The organism is Paraburkholderia sp. 40, from assembly GCF_050434105.1.
Lineage (GTDB): Bacteria > Pseudomonadota > Gammaproteobacteria > Burkholderiales > Burkholderiaceae > Paraburkholderia > Paraburkholderia tuberum.
In genome coordinates this window covers 2,944,350-2,966,560 of the sequence record NZ_JBNPVY010000004.1, presented here as the reverse complement: position 1 = coordinate 2,966,560, position 22,211 = coordinate 2,944,350, and the positions used below count along the sequence as shown (strand labels likewise).

The 22,211-nt window shown below is 63.8% G+C and carries 18 protein-coding genes and 1 pseudogene; 7 read left to right on the top strand and 12 right to left on the bottom strand.

The features are described from left to right. Positions 1–15 precede the first annotated feature (15 nt). Together parC and OKW28_RS35635 are read left to right on the top strand one after the other, a co-directional pair. Complete coding sequence (parC, locus tag OKW28_RS35640; protein WP_429452414.1) at positions 16–2,337, top strand: DNA topoisomerase IV subunit A; 2,322 nt, start codon at positions 16–18, stop codon at positions 2,335–2,337. A gap of 289 nt (positions 2,338–2,626) precedes the next feature. Continuing rightward, positions 2,627–3,085, top strand: a complete 459-nt coding sequence (locus OKW28_RS35635; protein ID WP_429452412.1) for a CopD family protein — start codon at positions 2,627–2,629, stop codon at positions 3,083–3,085. Between the two features lie 80 nt (positions 3,086–3,165). On the opposite strand, the gene OKW28_RS35630 is transcribed toward OKW28_RS35635, so the two are convergent. The 6 genes from OKW28_RS35630 to OKW28_RS35605 all read right to left on the bottom strand — a co-directional run bounded on the left by OKW28_RS35630 (position 3,166) and on the right by OKW28_RS35605 (position 10,939). After that, complete coding sequence (locus OKW28_RS35630; protein WP_429452410.1) at positions 3,166–4,374, bottom strand: chromate transporter; 1,209 nt, start codon at positions 4,372–4,374, stop codon at positions 3,166–3,168. 38 nt (positions 4,375–4,412) lie between these two features. Next, complete coding sequence (locus OKW28_RS35625; protein ID WP_429452407.1) at positions 4,413–6,773, bottom strand: bifunctional diguanylate cyclase/phosphodiesterase; 2,361 nt, start codon at positions 6,771–6,773, stop codon at positions 4,413–4,415. A 486-nt stretch (positions 6,774–7,259) separates the two neighbouring features. Next, the gene (locus OKW28_RS35620; protein WP_429452405.1) at positions 7,260–8,159 is read right to left on the bottom strand and encodes a PhzF family phenazine biosynthesis protein; all 900 of its coding nucleotides are present in this window, start codon (positions 8,157–8,159) and stop codon (positions 7,260–7,262) included. Between the two features lie 195 nt (positions 8,160–8,354). Beyond that, a complete protein-coding gene (locus OKW28_RS35615; protein ID WP_429452403.1) occupies positions 8,355–8,819 on the bottom strand; it encodes a RidA family protein in 465 nt (154 codons plus the stop codon). A 103-nt stretch (positions 8,820–8,922) separates the two neighbouring features. Beyond that, complete coding sequence (locus OKW28_RS35610) at positions 8,923–10,119, bottom strand: PLP-dependent aminotransferase family protein (RefSeq protein WP_429452401.1); 1,197 nt, start codon at positions 10,117–10,119, stop codon at positions 8,923–8,925. A gap of 127 nt (positions 10,120–10,246) precedes the next feature. Further along, positions 10,247–10,939 carry a VOC family protein gene (locus OKW28_RS35605; protein ID WP_429454561.1) on the bottom strand — a complete coding sequence of 231 codons (693 nt, stop codon included), beginning with the start codon at positions 10,937–10,939 and terminating at the stop codon, positions 10,247–10,249. Between the two features lie 231 nt (positions 10,940–11,170). Between OKW28_RS35605 and OKW28_RS35600 the strand changes: the two genes are divergently transcribed. From OKW28_RS35600 to OKW28_RS35585, 4 genes are all read left to right on the top strand, one after another. After that, positions 11,171–12,628, top strand: coding sequence for a PLP-dependent aminotransferase family protein (locus OKW28_RS35600; RefSeq protein WP_429452399.1), 1,458 nt, complete (start codon positions 11,171–11,173; stop codon positions 12,626–12,628). Positions 12,629–12,746: 118 nt separating this feature from the next. After that, a complete protein-coding gene (htpG, locus tag OKW28_RS35595) occupies positions 12,747–14,645 on the top strand; it encodes a molecular chaperone HtpG (RefSeq protein WP_429452397.1) in 1,899 nt (632 codons plus the stop codon). Positions 14,646–14,833: 188 nt separating this feature from the next. Next, positions 14,834–15,550 (top strand): chorismate--pyruvate lyase family protein, encoded by a 717-nt coding sequence (locus tag OKW28_RS35590; RefSeq protein WP_429452396.1) that lies wholly within the window; start codon positions 14,834–14,836, stop codon positions 15,548–15,550. Next, on the top strand, positions 15,550–16,041 hold the full coding sequence (locus OKW28_RS35585) for a DNA-deoxyinosine glycosylase (RefSeq protein ID WP_429452394.1): 492 nt from the start codon (positions 15,550–15,552) through the stop codon (positions 16,039–16,041). The genes OKW28_RS35590 and OKW28_RS35585 overlap by 1 nt, the downstream gene beginning before the upstream one ends. Before the next feature lie 25 nt (positions 16,042–16,066). Here the strand turns inward: OKW28_RS35585 and OKW28_RS35580 are convergent, their stop codons facing one another. The 6 genes and pseudogenes from OKW28_RS35580 to OKW28_RS35555 form a co-directional block, all read right to left on the bottom strand. Further along, on the bottom strand, positions 16,067–16,543 hold the full coding sequence (locus OKW28_RS35580) for a GNAT family N-acetyltransferase (protein WP_429452392.1): 477 nt from the start codon (positions 16,541–16,543) through the stop codon (positions 16,067–16,069). 8 nt (positions 16,544–16,551) lie between these two features. After that, the gene (locus OKW28_RS35575; RefSeq protein WP_429335979.1) at positions 16,552–16,953 is read right to left on the bottom strand and encodes a cupin domain-containing protein; all 402 of its coding nucleotides are present in this window, start codon (positions 16,951–16,953) and stop codon (positions 16,552–16,554) included. 81 nt (positions 16,954–17,034) lie between these two features. Beyond that, complete coding sequence (locus OKW28_RS35570) at positions 17,035–17,862, bottom strand: AraC family transcriptional regulator (RefSeq protein ID WP_429452391.1); 828 nt, start codon at positions 17,860–17,862, stop codon at positions 17,035–17,037. 142 nt (positions 17,863–18,004) lie between these two features. Then, on the bottom strand, positions 18,005–18,298 hold the full coding sequence (locus OKW28_RS35565) for a contact-dependent growth inhibition system immunity protein (protein ID WP_429452389.1): 294 nt from the start codon (positions 18,296–18,298) through the stop codon (positions 18,005–18,007). Positions 18,299–18,307: 9 nt separating this feature from the next. Further along, entirely contained in the window at positions 18,308–19,141 is an 834-nt protein-coding gene (locus OKW28_RS35560) for an RNase A-like domain-containing protein (protein WP_429454559.1), read from the bottom strand. A gap of 117 nt (positions 19,142–19,258) precedes the next feature. Beyond that, positions 19,259–19,597 (bottom strand): annotated as a pseudogene (locus OKW28_RS35555) (SIR2 family NAD-dependent protein deacylase); the annotation flags it as partial. A 337-nt stretch (positions 19,598–19,934) separates the two neighbouring features. On the opposite strand from OKW28_RS35555, the gene OKW28_RS35550 reads away from it, so the two are divergent. After that, complete coding sequence (locus tag OKW28_RS35550) at positions 19,935–22,175, top strand: NADP-dependent isocitrate dehydrogenase (RefSeq protein WP_429452387.1); 2,241 nt, start codon at positions 19,935–19,937, stop codon at positions 22,173–22,175. The last annotated feature ends 36 nt before the right edge of the window (positions 22,176–22,211 follow it).

Below are 22,211 nucleotides of genomic sequence, written 5' to 3'. Positions count from 1 at the left end.
GGACACGGAATCTAGATGGACGACGATAACACTCTCGACCTTTTCAACGAGCCGCCGTCGGACAGCGACGTGCTGACGCTCGGCAACTACGCGGAGCGCGCGTACCTCGAGTATGCGGTCAGCGTGGTCAAGGGCCGCGCGCTGCCGGATGTTTGCGATGGGCAGAAGCCGGTGCAGCGCCGCATCCTGTTCGCGATGAACGAGATGGGCCTCGGCGACAACGCGAAGCCGGTCAAATCGGCGCGGGTGGTCGGCGACGTGCTCGGTAAGTATCACCCGCACGGCGACCAGTCCGCGTACGACGCACTCGTGCGTCTGGCGCAAGACTTTTCGATGCGCTATCCGCTGATCGACGGCCAGGGCAACTTCGGCTCGCGCGACGGCGACGGCGCGGCGGCGATGCGTTACACCGAAGCGCGCCTGACGCCGATCGCAAAGCTGCTGCTCGCCGAAATCGACCAGGGCACGGTCGACTTCATGCCGAACTACGACGGCTCGTTCGAAGAGCCGAAGGTGCTGCCGGCGCGTCTGCCGTTCGTGCTGCTCAATGGCGCATCGGGCATCGCCGTCGGCCTCGCGACAGAGATTCCGTCGCACAACCTGCGCGAAGTCGCAGGAGCGGCGGTCGCGCTGATCCGCAATCCGAAGCTCTCGCATGCGGAGCTGATGCAGCATGTGCCCGGTCCGGACTTCCCCGGCGGCGGCCAGATCATTTCGAGCGAGGCGGAAATCGCCGCCGCGTACGAAACCGGCCGCGGCAGCCTGAAGGTGCGCGCGCGCTGGAAGATCGAGGACCTCGCGCGCGGCCAGTGGCAACTCGTGATCACCGAACTGCCGCCGAATACGGCCGCGCAGAAGGTGCTCGAAGAAATCGAAGAACAGACCAACCCGAAAATAAAGCTCGGCAAGAAGACGCTCACGCCCGAGCAGTTGCAGACGCGGCAGACGCTGCTCGGGCTCGTCGACGCGGTGCGCGACGAATCGGGTAAGGACGCACCGGTGCGTCTCGTGTTCGAGCCGAAGTCGAGCCGCATCGATCAGACCGACTTCGTCAACACGCTGCTCGCGCATACGAGCCTCGAATCGAACGCACCGCTGAACATGGTGATGGTCGGCGGCGACGGCCGGCCGCGTCAGAAGGGCTTGAGCGAAATCCTGCACGAGTGGATCGCGTTCCGTTTCGCGACGGTGACGCGCCGCACGCGGCATCGTCTATCGAAGGTCGACGACCGCATCCATATTCTCGAAGGCCGGATGATCGTCTTCCTGAATATCGACGAAGTCATCCGCATCATTCGCGAATCGGACGAGCCGAAGGTCGCGCTGATGGCCGCGTTCGGCCTCACGGACCGCCAGGCCGAAGACATCCTCGAAATCCGGCTGCGTCAGTTGGCGCGCCTGGAGAAGATCAAGATCGAGAAGGAGCTGGCCGAGCTGCGCGACGAGAAGGCGAAGCTCGAAGAGCTGCTCGGCAGCGAACCGGCGATGAAGCGCCTGCTGATCAAGGAAATCGAAGCCGACGCGAAACAGTATGGCGACGAGCGCCGCACGCTGATCCAGCAGGAAAAGCGCGCGACGTTCGAAGCGCGCGTGGTCGACGAGCCGGTCACCGTCGTGGTGTCGCAGAAGGGCTGGGTGCGCGCGCTGAAGGGCCACGGGCTCGATACGGCCGGCTTCAGCTTCAAGGCCGGCGACGGCCTCTACGCGGCGTTCCAATGCCGCACGCCCGATACGCTGATCGCGTGGGGTAGCAACGGGCGCGTCTATTCGGTCGCGGTGGCTCAACTGCCGGGCGGACGCGGCGACGGCGTGCCGGTCACGTCGCTGATCGAGCTCGAATCGGGCAGTCATTTGATGCACTACTACGCAGCGTCGGCGGAACAGGCGCTGCTGCTCGCGTCGAGCAACGGCTTCGGCTTCATCGCGAAGGTCGGCGATATGGTGAGCCGCGTGAAGGCCGGCAAGTCGTTCATGACGATCGACGCCGGCGCCGCGCCGCTCGCGCCGATGCCGATGCTGCCGGACGCGGCGCAGGTCGCGTGTCTGTCGTCGGGCGGACGTGTGCTCGTGTTCGGCCTCGACGAGATGAAGACGCTGTCGGGCGGCGGCCGTGGCGTCACGCTGATGGCGCTCGACGACAACGAAACGCTCGTGCAGGCGCTCGCGATCAATAAAGCAGGCGTGATGCTGATCGGCACGCGTCGTGGCGGCCGCGTCGACGAGGAGAAGCTGGCTGGCGCCGAGCTTGCGACGCATGTCGGCAAGCGTGCGCGCAAGGGACGCGCGCCCGCCAGCAAGCTGAAGCTCGACGGCATGCGTCCGGTGCTGCCGGCTTAGTGGAGTCGATTTAACGAAGTTTGACGCTGTAAAACCGTGAGCGCCTGCTAGCATGCGGGGCGCTCGCGGTCTGTCGCAGCAAAGTCCGTCGCGCGAAGGGCGTGGAAGCAAACGGGGCGCGGCGGCGTCGCGGCCAGATGAACGTGCCGCGATCACAACGACAAAACACGACGCAATAGACGTCGATACCCGGAACTGCCTGCATCACGTATGGTCGAACGCGCTCAGTTGGTGCTGAGCGGGATCGCGTGTCCTAAACGGTGTGGCGTCGTCGGGAGAGGAAAACTACATGAACAAGGCTATCGAAGTCGCGCTTTTTCTGCATCTGCTCGGGGTGGCGGTGTGGGTCGGCGGTATGGTGTTCGCGCATTTCTGCCTGCGCCCTGCGCTCGGCGATCTGTCGCCGCAACTGCGCCTGCCGCTGTGGGAGTCGGTATTTGGCCGCTTCTTCAACTGGGTCGGGGTGTCGGTGCTCGTGATCCTGATCAGCGGCGGCTTCCTGCTGATGCAATTCGGCGGCGCTCATGCTAGCTGGCCGCTGCATGCGATGGCCGGTCTCGGCATCGTGATGATGCTGATCTTCGGGCATATCCGCTTCGCCGTGTATCCGCGCATTCGCCGCGCGGTGCAGGCGCAGAAGTGGCCCGATGGCGCGCAGGCGGTCGGTACGGTCCGCCGTCTCGTGCTGATCAATCTCGTGCTGGGCGTCGTGACGATCGGCGTCGCTGTGCTGTCGCGCGGGTTCTGATCGCCGAATCGCCGGACCGCCGGATCGCCGGACCGCCGGATCGCCAACGGCGCAGCAGGCTTCGTGCGGCCCGCGACGCATCACGTCGTGGCGCCGTACGCGAGCCACAAACCGCACGCCACCGCCACCGTTCCATACACGGCATACACCGGCACCTTCAGCTTCGCGAAGCACATCGCGGAGAACGTCGCGGTCAGCAGATAGATCGGCTCCAGCGGTACGTGCACGGCAATGCGCAGTACCGCGACCGCGAGAAACGCGGTCGTGACCGCGCGCAGAATCCTCATGCCGTGCTCGAAGCGCGGGTTCACCTTCAACTGACGCAGATGCCGCTGCGCGAGCACGACGAGGCAGCCTGACGGCACGAATAGCGCGAGCGTCGCGATCAGCGCGCCGAGCCAGCCATCGACGAGATAACCGAAGAACGGGACCACGTTCAGCAGGGGTCCCGGGGACAACGGCGACAGCGTAAACGCGAGCGTGAAGTCGTTATCGGATACGCCGACCACCGGCGTGACGAACAGCGTCTTGAGCACCGGCAACGCCGAGAAGCCACCGCCGAACAGCGTCATGCCGGCGCCCGCGAGGCGCGGCCACAGCAGCGCGAGGTCATAGCGATGCGGCAGCGGCAGCGCAAACAGCACGAGCAGTACGCCGAGCGCGGCCAGCAGCCGATAGTCGCCGCGCTGGAGCGACACGGCGAGTCCCGAGTCGCGCTCCCGACTCGCGAACCAGCCGGCGCCGAAGGCCGCGCTGAGCATCACCACATACGCCGCGGCGCTGTGCGCATAGAGCAGCGCGATGCTGCCGAGCAGCGCCGCCGTCCATTCGAGCTTGCCCCGCACGAGCGCGCGGGTTTGCTTGTACCAGGTGACCGCGATCAGCGTCGCGAGCACGACGCTGAAGTGACGCAGCAGGGTTTGCGACGCGATCGTGTGCACGATGGGTGTGCGATAGAAGATCGCGAACAGCGTCATCAGCGTGAAGAAGGGCAGTACGCTCGCCACCCCGGCGACCCATGCGCCCGCGCGTCCGCGCAGCGCGTGCCCGAGCTGCACGGCGACGTTGCAGCCGACGGGTCCCGGCACCATCCACGCGAGCGCGATCAGGTCCGAGAACGCCACGCGCGAGAGCCGCCCCTCGCGTTCCACGTAATGATGCTCGAGCTGCGCCATCAACGCGAGACCGCCCCACGACAGCGCCGACAGGCCGCACACGACCCGGAACAGCGTCCATAGCGGTTCCCGTTGCCCGCGGCGGGCAGCCTCATCGCTCGTGATGGTCTGCATCGGCGCTGCACGGGCCCCGCTGTGCGGGCGCCCGTCCTTTAATTGTTGCTGGATAGGCTGCTTGCGCTGTGGGCTTCGTGTGCGACGCGGCGGCCGCCGACGCTGTTCATGCCGCATACCCCGAAGCGCTCGAGCAGTGCCGGGATCGCCTCCACTGGCACCGGCCGCGAGAACAGGAAGCCCTGTGCCTCGATATGGCCGAGCGCGGCCAGCCACGCAATCTGCTCTTCGGTCTCCGTGCCTTCGACCACCACCGTGAGCCCGAGCGAGCGCGCGAGGTTGACGATCGCGGTGACCATTACGCAGACGCTGCGGTCGCCCGGAATCGCCTGGACGAACGAGCGGTCCACCTTCAGCGTATCGACGGCAAAGCGGTTGAGATAGGACAGCGAAGAGTAGCCGGTGCCGAAATCGTCGAGCGCGATGCGTACGCCGAGACGCTTCAACGCGAAGATCTTTTCGGAGACCACTTCCGGAAACTCCATCATCGTCGTTTCGGTGATTTCGAGTTCGAGGCGACGGGCGGAGATGCCGGTTTCCTCGATCGCGCGCGAGACCGTTTCGAACAGGTCGCCGCGCCAGAACTGCACCGCCGAAATGTTCACCGCGAGCGATAGCGTGTCGTAGCCCTGCTGCTGCCATTGCGCGAGCTGACGGCATGCGGTCTCGATCACGAAGTCGCCGATCGGCACGATCAGGCCTGTCGACTCGGCCACGGGGATGAACTCGTTGGCCGAGATCAGTCCGTGCTGCGGATGGTTCCAGCGCACGAGCGCTTCGAAGCCGGTGATGCAGCGGCGCTTCAGATCGATCTTCGGCTGATAGGCGAGGAACAGTTGCCCCTCGGCCAGCGCGACGCGCAACTGCTGCTCCCACTTCATCAGATGGTCCGCGCGATGCGACAGATGCGGCGAATAGAACTGGTAGCAGTTCTTGCCGGCGTCCTTCGCGCTGTACATCGCGAGGTCGGCTTTCTTCAGCAGGTCGATCTCGCTTTCGTTGGCGACCGAGTACAGCGCGATGCCGATGCTCGCATGCAGCACGAACGCGCTGCCGCGCACCTCGAACGGCTTCGAGAACGCTTCGCCGGCGGCTTCGGCGAGCGCGACCGCGCGCTTTTCGACATCGTCGCCCTTGATCAAGACGACGAACTCGTCCCCGCCGATGCGGCTCAGCGCGCCGTCGTCGCCGACCGCGGTGGCGAGGCGCGAGGCTGTCATCTGCAGCACGATGTCGCCGGCGTTGTGGCCGAGCGTGTCGTTGACGGTCTTGAAGTTGTCGAGGTCGATAAAAAGAATCGCGAGGCGACCCAGGTTGAACGGCTGCGCGACGTCATGGCGCAGCGCCTGCAGCGTCGCGTAGCGATTGCGCAGGCCGGTCAACAGATCGTATTCGACGAGTTGCGTCATCTCGCGCTCGCGGCCTAGCAGTTTGCCTATCAGGCCGGTCGCGACCGCGAAGAAGCTGAGCATCGCGAGCGAGATGAAGCCCGCCATCAACAGATAGACGTTGCGCGTGTGGTTGTAATCGGCGAATTCTTCGCCCTGCGAAAGACCGACGAGCACGCCGAGCGGATAGCCGTCGATGTGCCGGTACGACACGATGCGCGTGACGTTGTCGATCGAATCGACGTAGGTGCCCGACACATGCTCCGAGGTCGGATACGTGCCGCTCGCGGTGAACGTGCTGCTCGTCCTGCTGGCGTTGCCGGTGCGGCGCGCGAGCACGGTGCCGCTGTCCGAGATCACCGCGATCACGCCTTCGCGGCCGATCGCCGCGTTGTTGTAGAAGTCCGACGTAAAGTAGCTCGGGTCTTCGGAGACCACGATGACGCCCGCGAACGAGCCGTCCGGATGATTGAGACGCCGCGTCATCTGCAGCGTCCAGTGACCCGACACGCGGCCGAGCACGGGCTTGCTGATGTACAGCTGGTCGTCGTTTTCGTGCTCGTGGACCTTGAAGTGCTCGCGGTCCGACAAGTCGATGTGAGCGGGGTTGAGTTCGGCTGTATTGGCGATCAGTCTGCCGTGCTCGTCGATTATCGACACCTGCACGAGCGTTTCGCTTTGCACGACGCCTTTTTCGACCGTGCTCGCGAGATCGAAATGATTGGGCGTCTTTTCGAACTCGTACTTGACGAAGCGCGTGATCTGATCGACCTGGTGAATCGCCTTGATGGTGTGCTGCTCGAGCGCCGCGGAAAGTATTGCGGAAGACGCCATCGCTTCGCGGTACGTCGCGTCCCTTTCTACCGACAGCCGCGCGAAGATCACGGTCCACAGCAGGATCAGTACGAGTACCCCGAGCGCTGGAATGACGAGCAATGCGCGCCGGCGCGTGACCAATGGATCGCGTCGCGGCCTGGCTTCGCGCGGCTCGGAGAAGCGGGACTGAGTCATCGCGCGGGCCTTGGCTGGGTGCGGGCCGCTTGCAAACGCATGGGCATTGACTGCGCGAAATAGATGGATGGCTGCATGGTGACCAAGGTGCCAAAGCTGCTGCGCAGGAGGAGAGGGCGTGGCGCCGCGACGGACCGTCCACAGGTCATCGGATAGAGTTCGCTATATACGTCTCGATATTACTGAATGCCACTGGATTAAGGAAGCTTCCGGGCATGGGGTATACGCTCGCGCGGCGGGCGCCCAGGTGCGGCTGTTCACGTGGCCTGCATCGCCGGTCTTACGACGCGACCGGTCCATGGTTTGTCGAAGACTTCATCGGCAACGGTGCCTGCCACTGGGCAGTTTCTGGCAGGGCTTTTGCAATCCGGCCACGATGAATTCGGAGAACCAGGTATGGCGACGCCCTCGCGCTGCGGCTTTTTGTGGTGTGAAGCGGCGGCATGTGGCGTGTCGCCGTGGCGTGCGCGCGAAGCCGCAGCTCGCTTACGCGAGCCGGCACGTGCCGTCGACGATTGTCACCGAAGGCCCGCCGATCCAGATCTTGCCGCGCGCATCGTCGTAGTGGACCGACACGTCGCCCGCGCGCCCGAGCGCGGTGCCCTGACGCGCCGTGTAGCGCGCGGCGGGACGACGGTGCTGCAGGTTCAGCAGACCCGCGAGCGCGGCATTGGCGCTGCCCGTCACCGGGTCTTCGCCGACACCGAAGCCGCCGCCCGCCATCAGGCAACGGACCTCGAACGTCGCGGGGCCGTCGGCGTCGTGCGGTCCATACACGGCGACGCCGTGCGTGTCGACCGAACGCACGAGCTCGGCGAGCGCCGCCGCGTCGGTTTCGAGCGCGAGGCAGGCGCGTGCCGAATCGACCCGCACGACGAGCCACGGCGCACCGTTGTCGACCGCGCATGGCGGCGCGCTGAAGTCGATCGCCTGACTACGTAAAGCCGTAGACAGCGCTTCGTAACGATGCTCGGCGAGCGGTGTCACGCGCGCGGGCGGCGCGGCGAACGCCCATGCGCCGTGCATGTTGTCGCCGCTGTCGAGCGCTTCGAGTTCGACGATACCCACCCCGCATTGCTGGATCAGCTTGCCGGCCTGCTTCGGCTGGTAGCCGCTTTCGCGCAAAGCATGCGCGGTGCCCAAGGTCGGATGACCCGCGAACGGCAACTCGCCCCCCGGCGTGAAGATGCGCACGCGATAGTCGGCGGCCGCGTCGGTCGGCTTTAGCAGAAACGTGGTTTCGGACAGATTGGTCCAGCGCGCAATGGCCTGCATTTGCGCAGTATCGAGCGCGTCGGCATCGAACACGACGGCAAGCGGATTGCCCTTGAACGGTGTCGACGTAAACACGTCGACCTGTTTGAAACGAACGGTGTGAGCGGACATCGACAGGCCCCGGCGCAATGGACGTTGAGGGAGTTCGCGGATTCTATCCGTCTGCGCGGCGGCGATCCACCGTCGCCATAAAACAAAAACGCGCCGCCGGTGCGTGACACCGGTCGGCGCGTTTCAATCGCAATGCGGCGTGAATCAGGTGCCAATCTCGCGCGACACCGCACGCATTGTCACATCGCGTCGATGCTATTGGACCTCGGCGATCAGCTCGATCTCCACGCACGCGCCGAGCGGAATCTGCGCGACGCCGAACGCCGAGCGCGCGTGCTTGCCGCGTTCGCCGAACACGTCGGCGATCAGCTCGGACGCACCGTTGGTGACCAGATGCTGCTCGGTGAACTCGAGCGTCGAGTTGACGAGGCTCATCAGCTTGACGACGCGCGTGACGCGGTTCAGGTCGCCGACGTGCGCATGCAAGGTGGCGAGCAGATCGATCGCGATCGAGCGCGCGGCGGCCTTGCCTTCGTCGGTGGAGAGCGTCGCGCCGAGCTTGCCGACCCACACCTTGCCGTCCTTCCTGGCGATGTGGCCCGACAGGTACACCGTGTTGCCGCTTTGCGCGCTCATCACATAGGCCGCTGCCGGCGCACCCGCCGCCGGCAGTTCGATGGCGAGTTCCTTGAGCTTGTCGTACACATTCGATTGAGCCATATCGTGTCCTCGTTTCGGTGAGATTGCATGAATGCAGGCGGGGCGAAGTCCGCACGCAACGCGCGTGCAAGCTTCGCCTCGATGGCAGTGCGGCTAACTCCGTTCAGATTTTCGCGCGCACGAGTGCGGCGAGACGCGCAACGCCTTCGTCGATTTTAGCCGGTGGCACCGTGACGAACGACAGACGCAGCGTGTTGTGCTGGGCTTCGCTCGCGAAGAACGGAGCGCCCGGCACGAACGCGACGTTCTGCGCGACCGCTTCCTCGAGCAGCTTCATGGTGTCGATGCCCGCCGGCAGATTGACCCAGATGAACATGCCGCCTTCCGGACGGTTCCAGCTGACGCCATCGGGCATATAGCGCTCGAGCGCGGTGAGCATCGCGTCGCACTGGTTGCGGTATAGCTCGCGGATCGTCGGCACGTGCGTGTCGAGAAAGCCGTCCTTGACCACCTCGTGCACGATGCGCTGCGTGAAGCTCGGCGTGTGCAGGTCGGTGGCCTGCTTGGCCTGCACGAGTTTGAAGATCAGCTCCTCGGGCGCGATGATGAAGCCGACGCGCAGACCCGGCGCGAGCACCTTCGAGAACGAGCCGAGATAGACGATGTGATCGGGCGCCATCGACAACATCGTCGGCAGCGGTTCGCCCGCGTAGTCGAGCGCGCCGTAGGGATCGTCCTCGATCACCGGGAACGGCGCGGTCTTCGCGAACTCGGCGAGCACGCGGCGGCGTTCGACCGGCAGACGGCGGCCCGTCGGATTCTGGAAATTCGGCTGCGCGTACAGCAGACGCGAGCCATTGGTCAGTTCCGGCTTCAGGCCCTCGGGGATCAGGCCCTGCTCGTCGGTCGGCACCTGCACGTAGTGCGGCTCGTACATCGAGAACGATTGCAGCGCGCCGAGGTAGGTCGGCGTTTCGACCAGCACCGGGCTATCGACGCAGATCAGCACCTTGCCGAGCAGGTCGAGCGCCTGTTGCGAGCCGGTCGTGATCAGCACCTGCGACGCACGGATCTGCGCGCCGTTGATCGAGTAGCGCTGCGCGACCCATTCGCGCAGCGGCAGATAACCTTCGGTCGCGCTGTACTGCAGCGCCGCGGCGGGCGTGTCGCGCAGGATGCGGTCGGACGCCTCGCGCATGCGCTCGGCCGGGAAGGTGGCAGGCGAGGGCAGGCCGCCGGCGAAGGAGATGACTTCGGGCCGTTCCGTGACCTTCAGGATCTCGCGGATCGCGGAGCTCGTGAGCTTGCGCGCGCGTTCGGACAATTGCCACGTCGGGGCTTTCAGGTCGCTTTGGTCCATGATCTCCTCTGGTATTTCTGGAACCGGTCAAAATCTCAATTATCGCGCGACTGGCCAACCATTGCCGCTGGGGTGCCACCGGGGGTGCCACCGGGGTTGTCACGGGGGTTGCCCAATCACGCGCTGTTTATCCGAGGGTTCGAGAACCCTCGGGTGTTTCGAATTCGGCGACGAGCGCCGCCGCGCCGTCGGTCGGCTGTACGTCGAGCAGATGCGCGGCGCCGAGCCAGCGCAGTTGCTCGCCAATCAGCTCTGGCCGCGGATGCACGGCTTTCAACGCTTTCAGCGCGAGGTCGGTCGGCGCCAGCGACTGCGACGGATGCCGCATCGAGTCCCACTGGATCAGCGAGGGCAGCACGCCGTCGCCGGCGCCTTGCCACGCCGGGAACGACCCGTCGTCGGGCACCGTCAGGCCCCACGTGAAATCGCCGCGCGTCATCGGCACGACCGGCGCGATGCGCTGCGGATACTGCGCTTGCCACGTCGCCAGATGCTTCGGCCGCTCGACGCGCGCGACCCAATGCGACAGATACGGCCCGTTTTCCAGTCGCGCCTGCGTCGCCGGGTCGTCGAGCGCGAACAGGCGCGGGCGCGGCGCGGTGCCATCGGTTGCGTCGGCCGCGGCGTGCGGATCGATGGCGATCACTTCCAGGTAGACGCCGCCCCACAGGCCGAGCAGGCGATTGTGGGTCCGCATCAGCGGATGCGCGCCACCGCCGGCCGGCGCGACGCCGAGCGTATCGGCGACGTACTGGACGCCTTCGTCCAGTGTGCGCGCGGAGACGACGAGGTGATCGAGGCTGAGCGATTGGGCTGTCAGGGTGGTCATGGCGGATCGACGGAAAGCGCTGTTCTTCGCAAGGGCCAGTTGCGCGCCACGCTTGAAGGCTGCGCTACCGGGGCCGTAAGCATAACCGTTTGCCGGATCGGCGGCCCATGCGGATAGATTTGCATGGTGTCACCAGCCTCGCTGGATTCAAATGTAACGACCGTGACCTGCACAGTAACGGTACAATCGGCGCGATACTGTTCGGTACAGTTGGAGTCCGTCATGTCCGTCCCGCTTACCCAGATTCCTGCCCCGCACGACACCGCGTCGTTGACGCTGGTCGAACAGCTGGTCCAGTGGGCGCGGCGCCGCATCGAGGAGCGCGTGTTCCGCCCCGGCATGCGCATGCCGTCGATCCGCAAGCTCGCGCTCGACAAGGGCGTGTCGCGCTTCACGGTGGTCGAAGCGTACGAGCGACTCGTTGCGCAGGGTTTTCTGGAGTCGCGGCGCGGCTCCGGCTTCTACGTGCGTGAGCGCCAGGGCGGCGCGGCGAGCGTCACCGAGCTGCACCCGCGCGCCGAGACGCTGCCCGCGCCGGCCAATATCGACGTCGTCTGGCTGCTGCGCAACATGCTGCACACCGGCGCGCGGCCCGAGCGCAGCCCGGGCCTCGGCTATCTGCCGGCCCGCTGGCTCGACGGCGACCTGATCACCAACGCGCTACGCACGCTCGGCCGGCAAAGCGGCATGCAGATGCTCGGCATCGGCACCGCGCAAGGTTTCCTGCCGCTGCGTCAGCAGTTGCAGACGCGGCTCGAGGAGCTGGAGATCGGCGCGTCGCCCGAGCAGATCGTGATGGTGTCGGGCATCACCCAGGCGATCGACCTCATTTCGCGCATCTACGTGAAGCCGGGCGATGCGGTGATCGTCGGCGATCCGGCGTGGTTCCAGATGTTCGGCTGCTTCGCGTCGCAGGGCGCGCGGCTCGTCGGCATGCCGTACACGCCGGACGGCCCCGATCTCGACGCGCTCGAAGCGCTGGTCCGGGAATGGCGCCCCAAAATGCTGGTGATCAACTCGGTGCTGCAGAACCCGACCGGCACGTCGCTGAGCGCCGCGCAGGCGTTCCGCATCCTGCGGCTTGCCGAGGCGTACGACTTCATCGTCGTGGAGGACGACATCTACGGCGACCTGTGCCCGCCCAGCTACGCGGGTACGCGGCTCGCGAGCCTCGATCAGCTAAAGCGCGTGATCTACCTCGGCAGTTTCTCGAAGACGCTTGCGCCGAATCTGCGCGTCGGTTTCATCGCATGCGCGGCAGAGGTCGCGATGGTGGTCGCCAATCAGAAGATGCTGGTCGGCATGACGAGCCCGGAGTTGAACGAGCGCGTGATCTACAAGATCCTGACCGAGGGCCACTACCGGCGGCACGTCGAGCGCATTCGCGCACGGCTCGACGGCGTGCGCGAGAAGGCCGTGCGGATGATCGAGAAGACCGGCATGAAGCTGTTTCTGACGCCGGCGGCCGGGATGTTCCTGTGGGCCGACACCGGCGTCGATGCAGGCGCGCTCGCCGCGGCCGGGCACGAAGCCGGCTATCTGCTGACGCCGGGCGGGCTGTTTTCGCCGCAGCAGTCGCCGAGCACGTGGATGCGCTTCAACATCGCCAATTGCGGCGATCCTGAATTACCGGCGTTCCTAAGCCGTTATCTCGACGGCGTCGCGCGCCGCGCCTCTTGAAACCGCGCCGGAGCGTCCCCATTTGCGCGGACGATCCGGCACGGCGGGCCCGAACCGCGGTTGGAATCCGCTTCGGCCGCCGCTCATCCCCCATTCGCAACCGAGAGGAAGTCCGACCATGGCACAAGAAACCATGAGCTTTCAGGCAGAAGTGAAGCAACTTCTGCAACTGATGATCCATTCGCTGTACAGCAACAAGGAAATCTTTCTGCGCGAGCTGATTTCGAACGCGTCCGACGCGGCCGACAAGCTGCGCTTCGAGGCGATCGAAAACAGCGCGCTGTACGAGAACGAAACGAATCTGCGGATTCGCGTGTCGTTCGACAAGGCCGCGCGCACCGTCACGATCGACGACAACGGCATCGGCATGAGCCGCGACGAGACGATCGAGCACCTCGGCACGATCGCGCGTTCGGGCACCAAGGAATTCTTCGGCAAGCTGTCGGGCGACCAGCAGAAGGACGCGGCGCTGATCGGCCAGTTCGGCGTGGGCTTCTACTCGGGCTTCATCGTCGCGGACAAGATCACCGTCGAGACGCGCCGCGCCGGTTTGCCGGCCTCGGAAGGCGTGCGGTGGGAAAGCGCGGGCGAAGGCGATTTCGCGGTCGAGACGATCGAGCGCGCCGCGCGCGGCACGACCATCACGCTGCATCTGCGTGCCGATGAGGACGAACTGTTGTCGTCGTATCGGCTGAAGTCGATCATCCAGAAGTACTCGGACCACGTCGCGCTGCCGATCTTGATGCGCAAGGAAGAGTGGGACGCGGAAAAGAGTGAGATGGTCACGAAGGACGAGGACGAGACCGTCAACCAGGCGAGCGCGCTGTGGACCCGTTCGAAGAACGACATCACCGACGATCAGTACAAGCAGTTCTACCAGCACGTCTCGCATGATCATCAGGATCCGCTGACATGGACGCATAACCGCGTCGAAGGCCGCAGCGAATACACGCAGCTGCTGTACGTGCCGGCGCATGCGCCGTTCGATCTGTGGAACCGCGAGCAGCGCGGCGGCCTGAAGCTGTACGTGAAGCGCGTGTTCATCATGGACGACGCCGAGCAACTGCTGCCCACGTATCTGCGCTTCGTGAAGGGTGTGGTCGATTCGGCCGATCTGCCGCTCAACGTGTCGCGCGAAATCCTGCAGGAAAGCCGCGACGTGAAGGCGATCCGCGAAGGTGTGACGAAGCGCGCGCTGTCGATGCTCGAAGAACTGGCCAACGCGGATAACGACGCCGACAAGGAAAAGTACGCGGGCTTCTGGAAGGAATTCGGCCAGGTGCTGAAGGAAGGTATCGGCGAGGATTTCGGCAATCGCGAGCGCATCGCGAAGCTCGTGCGCTTTGCGACGACGCATACGGGCACGGCCGAGCAGACCGTGTCGCTGGCCGACTACGTCGCTCGCATGAAGCCCGAACAGACGAAGATCTACTACGTGACCGCCGACACGTGGCAGGCCGCGTCGAACAGCCCGCATCTCGAAGTGTTCCGCAAGAAGGGCGTCGAAGTGCTGTTGCTGACCGATCGCGTCGATGAATGGATGCTGTCGTTCCTCAACGAATTCGACGGCAAGCCGCTGCAAAGCGTCGCGCGCGGCGACCTCGATCTCGGCGCGCTGAACGACGAGGAAAAAGAGGCGCAGGAGAAGATCGGCGAAGCGTTCAAGCCGCTCGTCGAGAAGATGAAGGAAGCGTTGAAGGACAAGGCGAAGGACGTGCGTCTGACGTTCCGCCTGACCGACTCGCCGTCGTGCCTCGTTGCCGACGACGGCGAAATGAGCGGTTACCTGCAGCGCATGCTGAAGGCCGCGGGCCAGCAGGCGCCTGAGTTCCATCCAATTCTCGAAGTGAATCCGGAGCACGCCCTCGTGAAGGGTCTGCATGCCGATAGCGCGAATTTCGATGACTGGTGCCATCTGCTGTTCGATCAGGCACTGCTCGCCGAAGGCGGCGCGCTGGAAGATCCGGCGAGCTTCGTGAAGCGGACCAATGCGTTGCTGCTGTCGCGCGCGGGTTGAGCGTGAGCCGAAAGCGTTGATGTCGTTGCTGGATTGACGCCCGGTAGTTGAGAAATGCGCTGCTTCGGCAGCGCATTTTTTTTGCCTTCTGGTTTGCGTCGGCTCCCCTGGCTGAAGGAGCGCGCACGATCGCCGCGGTCGTTGCCGCGAAAAATTACCGTCGGAGCACGCCGCTATAATCCGACACCATGCCTATCCGTTTCGATCCCGCCGACGCGCACTGGCGCGTCGCGCCTTTGGCCACTTTCAGCGCCGCCCAGAAAGACTGGCTGACCCGCGGCGGTTCACTGACCGCGCACCTGCGCGCGCTCGGCGCGGTCGCGGTGCGCGTGACACGCGAAGCCGTCGCGCTGCCGTGGCCCGACGAAGCCGCCGCGCTCGGACTCGCGCCGCGCGCGCCGGTGTGGGTGCGCGAAGTGGTGCTGTCGGTCGATGGCGTGCCGTTCGTCGCCGCGCATAGCGTGACGCCGCGTGCCGCGAGCGTCGGCATCTGGCAGGCGACGCGCCGGCTGCGCACCCGGCCGCTCGCGGAGTTGCTGTATAGCGATAGCAGCGTCGCGCGTTCGTCGCTGGTGAGCCGCAGGGTGGGGCAGCGGCATCCGTTGTATCGGTTGGCCGCGCATGAAATCGACGGCGGCGATCGGCATGCGCCGCATGCGCTGGTGGCGCGTCGCTCGGTGTTCGAGCGGCATGGCGCGCCTTTGATGGTGACCGAATGCATGTTGCCGGCACTGTGGGAGCAGTTGCGTGCGTTGGACGCGGCCGCTCGCGCGCACGCTGCCGCGTCAGGCACCGGCGCGGCGCATATCGCGCACGCGCGGGTGCGCGAGCACGGTCGTCCGCTCGATCACACCGCGTCGCGTGCGCACAGCGTGCCGCGTAGCGCCGACGAGCGGAGCCGCTGATGTCGTTCAAGCGTTGCTTTGCGCCTGTCGTCGACGCTGATACGCGGGTCTTGATCCTCGGTAGCTTGCCGGGCGAGGTGTCGTTGGCTCACGGCCAATACTACGCACACCCGCAGAACAAATTCTGGTTACTGGTCGGTGAAGCGATAGAACGGGATCTGGTTGGTCTGGCCTATTCGACGCGTCTTGAGACGTTGCTCGAACACCATATCGGACTGTGGGATGTCGTTGCCGAGGCTCGTCGAGCAGGAAGCCTGGATAGCCGGATTCGCGACCATGCCAGCAACGATCTGATTGCTCTCATCGATACGCTGCCGAAACTGGCTACCATCGCCTTCAACGGGGGGACGGCGGCCAAAATCGGGATGAAAGCGTTGGGCGAGCGCGGAGAGCAATATCGGCTTGTCCGTTTGCCATCGAGCAGTCCCGCCCATGCCTCGGTTTCATACGCTCAAAAGCTGGACATATGGCGACGGCTAACCTGCGTCTGATCGACCGACAGGATGCCATTCGCGGTCATAGATCGAGCGCAAGAAACCGTGTGCCTTCGACTGGATTCTCGTAGTAGGGCGCGGTTTCGACGAACCCTAACCGCTCGTAGATGCGCTGTGCAAAACCGGTTTGCGGAACCGAGTCGAGAACCAGCGTCGAGAATCCCAATGTCTTCGCTTTCCCGATCACCGATGTGACCAGCGTTTCGCCAAGCGACAACCCTCTGAATGCTTCACGAACATAGAGCCGTTTGATTTCCGCAGTCTCTGTCGTATGACGAAGCAGCCCCGCGCAACCGGCGAGCTCGCCGTCGGCGTCGGCGACGAAGAACATGCCGGATGGCAGCGTATAAACGTGTTCGAACGCGTCCATTTCTGCATCGAATCCACGGTACGACAGATCCATATCCAGCCAGCGGACATACTCGCGGATCACGGCGACGAGGTTGTGCGTGTCGGCGGGGAATACGGCTTCGCGAACGATCGGCCGCGGCGTTTGCATGGCAGCTCTCAGATCCATACGTCGTTTTCGGCCGTTCTTTCGTTGGTCGTATCGCCAGTATTGACGACGCCGCGCGGTTCGATGAGCAGCAGCTTCACCTCGGACTCGGCATACGGCTTGTGCTCGACTCCCTTTGGTACCACCGCCATTTCTCCGGGAAACAGTTCGATCGAGCGGTCGCGGAAGTCGATGCGCAACCGGCCTGCGAGGACGATGAACGTCTCGTCGGTATCGGCATGCCGATGCCAGACGAAATCGCCGACTATCTTTACGACCTTGAACTGATAGTCATTCATTTCAGCAACGACGCGCGGCTGCCAGTGGTCGTCGATCTGACTGATCTTGTCGAGCAGGTTGATGGTCTTGTATTGGCCGCGTTGCTCGGGTGTCGGCTGGGAATCGCTGTGCATGGTGGCTCCATTCGGGTGATACCTGGAACAGAGCATAGTCCCGCCGCCGGCGAGTGTCTTGAACGATCGTGCAAGCTTGCGTTAGCCGGCGTGCCGATCGCTCGTCATCGCGAGCCAACGTGCGGGAGGGATTCCGTATGCGTGGCGAAAATGTCGGGTCATGTGGCTCTGGTCGGCGAAGCCGGCTGCCGCCGCCGCGTCCACGAGGGAAACGCCGCGCAGCATCATCGCGCGCGCGGCTTCGAGCCGGCGCATGACCAGGTAGTGATAGGGGCTGGTGCCGTAAAAAGCTCGGAAATCGCGCGAGAGGCTCCAGCGGTCCTGCCCGCTGAGGATGGCAAGTTCATCGAGCGTGACGGTGTGCGTGCACGATGCGTGCAGATATTCCCGTGCTCGCTGCGCTGCCGCGAAATCCGCGGACTTGCGCGTCTGCCGCGCGCCCGAGGCGCTATCCAGCGCGAGCGCGAGACCGGCGAGCGCCTCGTCACGTTCGAGCGGCTCCGCGTCGTCACGCATCTGGCGCAGCGCTGTCTGCGTGGCTTCGAACAGGCGCGGATCGGTCGTGACGCCGCCTTCGACGAACGGCAGGGGGCGGCCGCCGAGGACTTCCTGGATTGCAGCGGGTTGCACGTAAATCATCTGATAACGAAATCCCTCGTTCGTGCCGGCCTGACCGTCGTGCACTTCGTCGGGATGCAGGACCATCGTCTGTCCAGGTAGGCTGGTGCGCAAACCGCGTCGGTAATGGAAGCACTGAACGCCGGCGAGGGTCAGGCCGATCGCGTAGGTGTCATGCCGATGCATGGAGTACGCGTTGCCGTGGAAAAACGCTTCGATACGTTCGACTCCGTGGGTGGATTCCGAACGGGAAATCCAGTCGGATTGGGCTTTGCTGGTATCGCCGTCCATCACACGCTCCGGCTTGGTTTGGCAGATCTGCGGGAACATCGATATCGGAGGATTGTACCGGTGCGAATGTTCGCACGCTTGGCATGCACGATAGTGCGACTGACGTCAGTGTCTCGTCGCGGGTCCGGTCCTGAGCAATTGCCTACTCACTCAGTAACCGCTTCAATTCGTCAAGGAAGGAAGCAGTGGTGTAACCCCACAACTCCGGGCCGAACTGGGAGCCATACGTATCTTCGAATGCATCGTCCAGATTGCTAAAGTTCTCTCTCTCGAAGTTTTCAATTTCAACAAGTATGTTCCTTAAACTCTCTTGTGAACTATCTCTTCTGTAGCAACCTACGATCACCTTGATGGTGTTACCCCAGTACGAAAAATCCTCGTTAAGGTACACACCAAAGAGCTGGTTTAGTTCGGGGTACAGCGGATTTTCATTCATAACTGCGTCTCATAAGTCGATGAACGCCGTCAGGACGTAATAGGGCATTCCATTGTATATCTCCCGCTTAAGTACCACCAAAATCCTGTTTCCTTTCGCAAATTGTCCTGTCTTCCTGACAACCCCGTAACCCACGTCCCCAGATATGTGCCTTGTTAAACGCAACGGAGCACTCGTCGCAGACTGAGACCAGGATCTGATGCGGGTAGTTTCGCCCATCATCACTTCCGAAATGGCTTTCTCGGCAGTCTTCTGGTCTTTAAATGATGTCGCCGCTTTTATCCGCGGCTCATCTTTCAGTCTTTGTCGCAACCAGGCCTCATCCTTTCCCACATGCTTCAAAAGTGTATGCCCGCCAACCCCGCGAAGCGTCTTCGCTTCATGCATGTTCAGGTTGATCTCGCCCATCGTGATACGCGCAGCCCGCACGGCCTTGATTGACCCGGCAAAGCCGAACGGCACGACCATGTCAAGTGACAGGCCGATATTGTTGGCCATGTCAGGACTTGCCTTCATTGCCTCGGCCAGCTTCGTCGTACCCTGCTGGGTCAATGTGGCCGTGTCCTGGCCCGTCCAGACCTGACGCAAACCAGCCGCCGCCGTATCAGAACCATGTACGCCGAACACGACACACCCTGCCTTGGTGAGCATGGTCGGTTCCGGGATCACACACAACGCACTTGCGCCGACCATTTCCAGCACGCCACCGACGATTTGCAACCCGCCCCATAGCCGGTTGGAAAGCATTTCGGTCTGGGTGATTGACTGCCTTGCCAGTACCGCCGCCAGTTGCGGCGCGCTGAGCACCACGCGCACGCCGTCCGCGTCCTGTTGATACGACATTCCGAACTTCTCCGTAGCTGTCGGGACTGCCACGCTAGCAGGCGACAACAGGGAGAGGAATGGGCGACGGATGAAAATTCGGGATCTGATGTATTTAGGCGTACTGCAGGACTGTCCGCATTGCAGGAAATGGATCGATCCGTGGCATTCGAACAGGCGATCGTCGGCGAAGCCGGCCTTCTGGAACTGGCCATCCACATTGCTGGTGAATACGAAGCCGCCGCTTCTTTTCGCCGATGCCCAGCCGCGCAAGATCTCGAAACCCGAGTGCGGGACGGTGCGCCGGTACAGGTTGAGCCGATGGCCGTAGAAACCCCATGCGCGGACCGGATCACGCAGGAAGGCTGTTCCATTGGCAATGTCATGGAAATTGATTCCGCCGGTCTTCAACGCCGGATAAGCCGCCCAGAATCCGTGATCGCCGCTAAAGTCGGGTAGCCCGGAATCGACGCCCATGCCTGCGCCCGCCGTGATCAGAATGCCGTCGGCTTCGCGTATCCAGTCAGTCGCGATCGTCATTTGCTCTGCCGTGTCCATGCGTGCTCCCCGTTGTTCACATTCCGAATTCTCCTCGCAGCCCGAAAATGAGGCAGAATCCAAACGTGCGACCCGCTGCGCGACGCAGTCCGCCGTGTTCGCTTAATCGTTCCGCTTTGGCGTTCCAGGGCCCCGCATCGCCATCCGCCACGCACAGCGTTTGTGTCCTGGCGTTGTCGTTTTCCTGATCGACGTTTGCGCATCCTGCCCGTATCACGTGCGAGATGCCTCTCAACCGCCCGCCCAGAGCCTAGCAATGACGATCCAGCAACCGACCATCATCTACACCCTCACCGACGAGGCGCCGCTGCTTGCGACGGCCGCGTTCCTGCCGATCATCCGGACCTTCACCAGGCCGGCCGGCATCGAGGTCGAGACCAGCGACATCTCGGTCGCGGGCCGCATCCTCGGTGAGTTCCCCGAGTTTCTGACCGAAGCGCAGCGGGTGCCCGACAACCTCGCGGAACTCGGTCGCCTGACCTCGTTACCCGACACCAACATCATCAAGCTGCCCAACATCAGCGCATCGGTGCCGCAACTGACGAGCGCGATCAGGGAACTGCAGGCGAAGGGCTACAAGGTGCCCGACTATCCGGAAGATCCGAAGACCGACGAACAGAAGGCGATCCGTCAGCGCTACTCGAAGTGTCTCGGCAGCGCGGTGAATCCGGTGCTGCGCGAGGGCAACTCGGACCGTCGCGCGCCGGCCGCGGTGAAGAACTACGCCCGCAAGCATCCGCACAGCATGGTCGAATGGAGCATGGCGTCGCGCACGCACGTCGCGCACATGCGGCACGGCGACTTCTATCACGGCGAAAAGTCGATGACGCTCGATCGCGCGCGCGACGTAAAGATGGAACTCGTCACGAAGAACGGCAAGACGATCGTGCTGAAGCCGAAGGTCGCGCTGCAGGACGGCGAGATCATCGACAGCATGTTCATGAGCAGGAAGGCGCTGCTAGAGTTCTATGAAGACCAGATGGAAGATGCGCGCAAGACCGGCATGATGCTGTCGCTGCACGTGAAGGCGACGATGATGAAGATCTCGCATCCGATCGTCTTCGGCCACGCGGTGAAAGTGTTCTACAAGGACGCGTTCGCGAAGCACGGCAAGCTGTTCGAGGAACTTGGCGTGAACGTCAACAACGGCCTCGTCAATCTGTACGAGAAGCTCGAGACGCTGCCGGAATCGCAGCGCGAGGAGGTGATCCGCGACCTGCACGCATGCCACGAGCATCGTCCGGAACTGGCGATGGTCGATTCGGCGAAGGGCATCTCGAACCTGCACGCGCCGAACGACGTGATCGTCGATGCGTCGATGCCGGCGATGATTCGCCTCGGCGGCAAGATGTGGGGCGCCGACGGCCGTCCGAAAGACACCAAGGCGGTGATCCCGGAGAGCACGTTCGCGCGCATCTACCAGGAGATTATCAACTTCTGCAAGACCAACGGCGCGTTCGATCCGGTCACGATGGGCACCGTGCCGAACGTCGGCCTGATGGCGCAGAAGGCGGAAGAATACGGCTCGCACGACAAGACCTTCGAAGTGCCGGAAGACGGCGAGGCGCGCATCGTCGATCTGGCTAGCGGCGAGGTGCTGCTCACGCAGAACGTCGAGCAGGGCGACATCTGGCGCATGTGCGAGGTGAAGGACGCGGCGATCCGCGATTGGGTCAAGCTCGCGGTCACGCGCGTGCGCAATTCCGGCATGCCCGCGGTGTTCTGGCTCGACCCGTATCGCCCGCACGAAGCGGAGCTGATCAGGAAGGTCGAGGCCTACCTGAAGGATTACGACACCACCGGCCTCGACATCCAGATCATGTCGCAGGTGCGCGCGATGCGTTACACGCTCGAGCGCGTCGTGCGCGGCCTCGATACGATCTCGGTCACCGGCAACATCCTGCGCGATTATCTGACCGACCTGTTCCCGATCATGGAGCTGGGCACGAGCGCGAAGATGCTGTCGATCGTGCCGTTGATGGCGGGCGGGGGCATGTACGAGACCGGCGCGGGTGGTTCGGCGCCGAAGCATGTGAAGCAGCTAGTCGAAGAGAACCATCTGCGTTGGGACTCGCTCGGCGAGTTCCTCGCGCTCGCGGCGTCGCTCGAAGAACTGGGCATCAAGACCGGCAACAACCGGGCGAAGATCCTCGCGAAGACGCTCGACACCGCAACCGGCAAGTTGCTCGACAACAACCGCAGTCCGAGCCCGAAGACGGGCGAGCTCGACAATCGCGGCAGCCAGTTCTATCTGGCGATGTACTGGGCGCAGGAGCTGGCCGCGCAAACGGACGACGCCGCGCTCGCCGCGCAGTTCGCGCCGCTCGCGACGCAGCTGACCGCCAACGAGCAGGTGATCGTGGCGGAGCTTGCGTCGGTGCAGGGCGCGCCGGCGGACATCGGCGGCTATTACAAGCCGGACTTCAACAAGCTCGAAGAGGTGATGCGGCCGAGCCGTACGCTGAACGAGGCGCTTGGGGCGGTACGCGTCGAATGACGTGATGCGTGAAGTGAGGTGATGTGAAGACGAGCC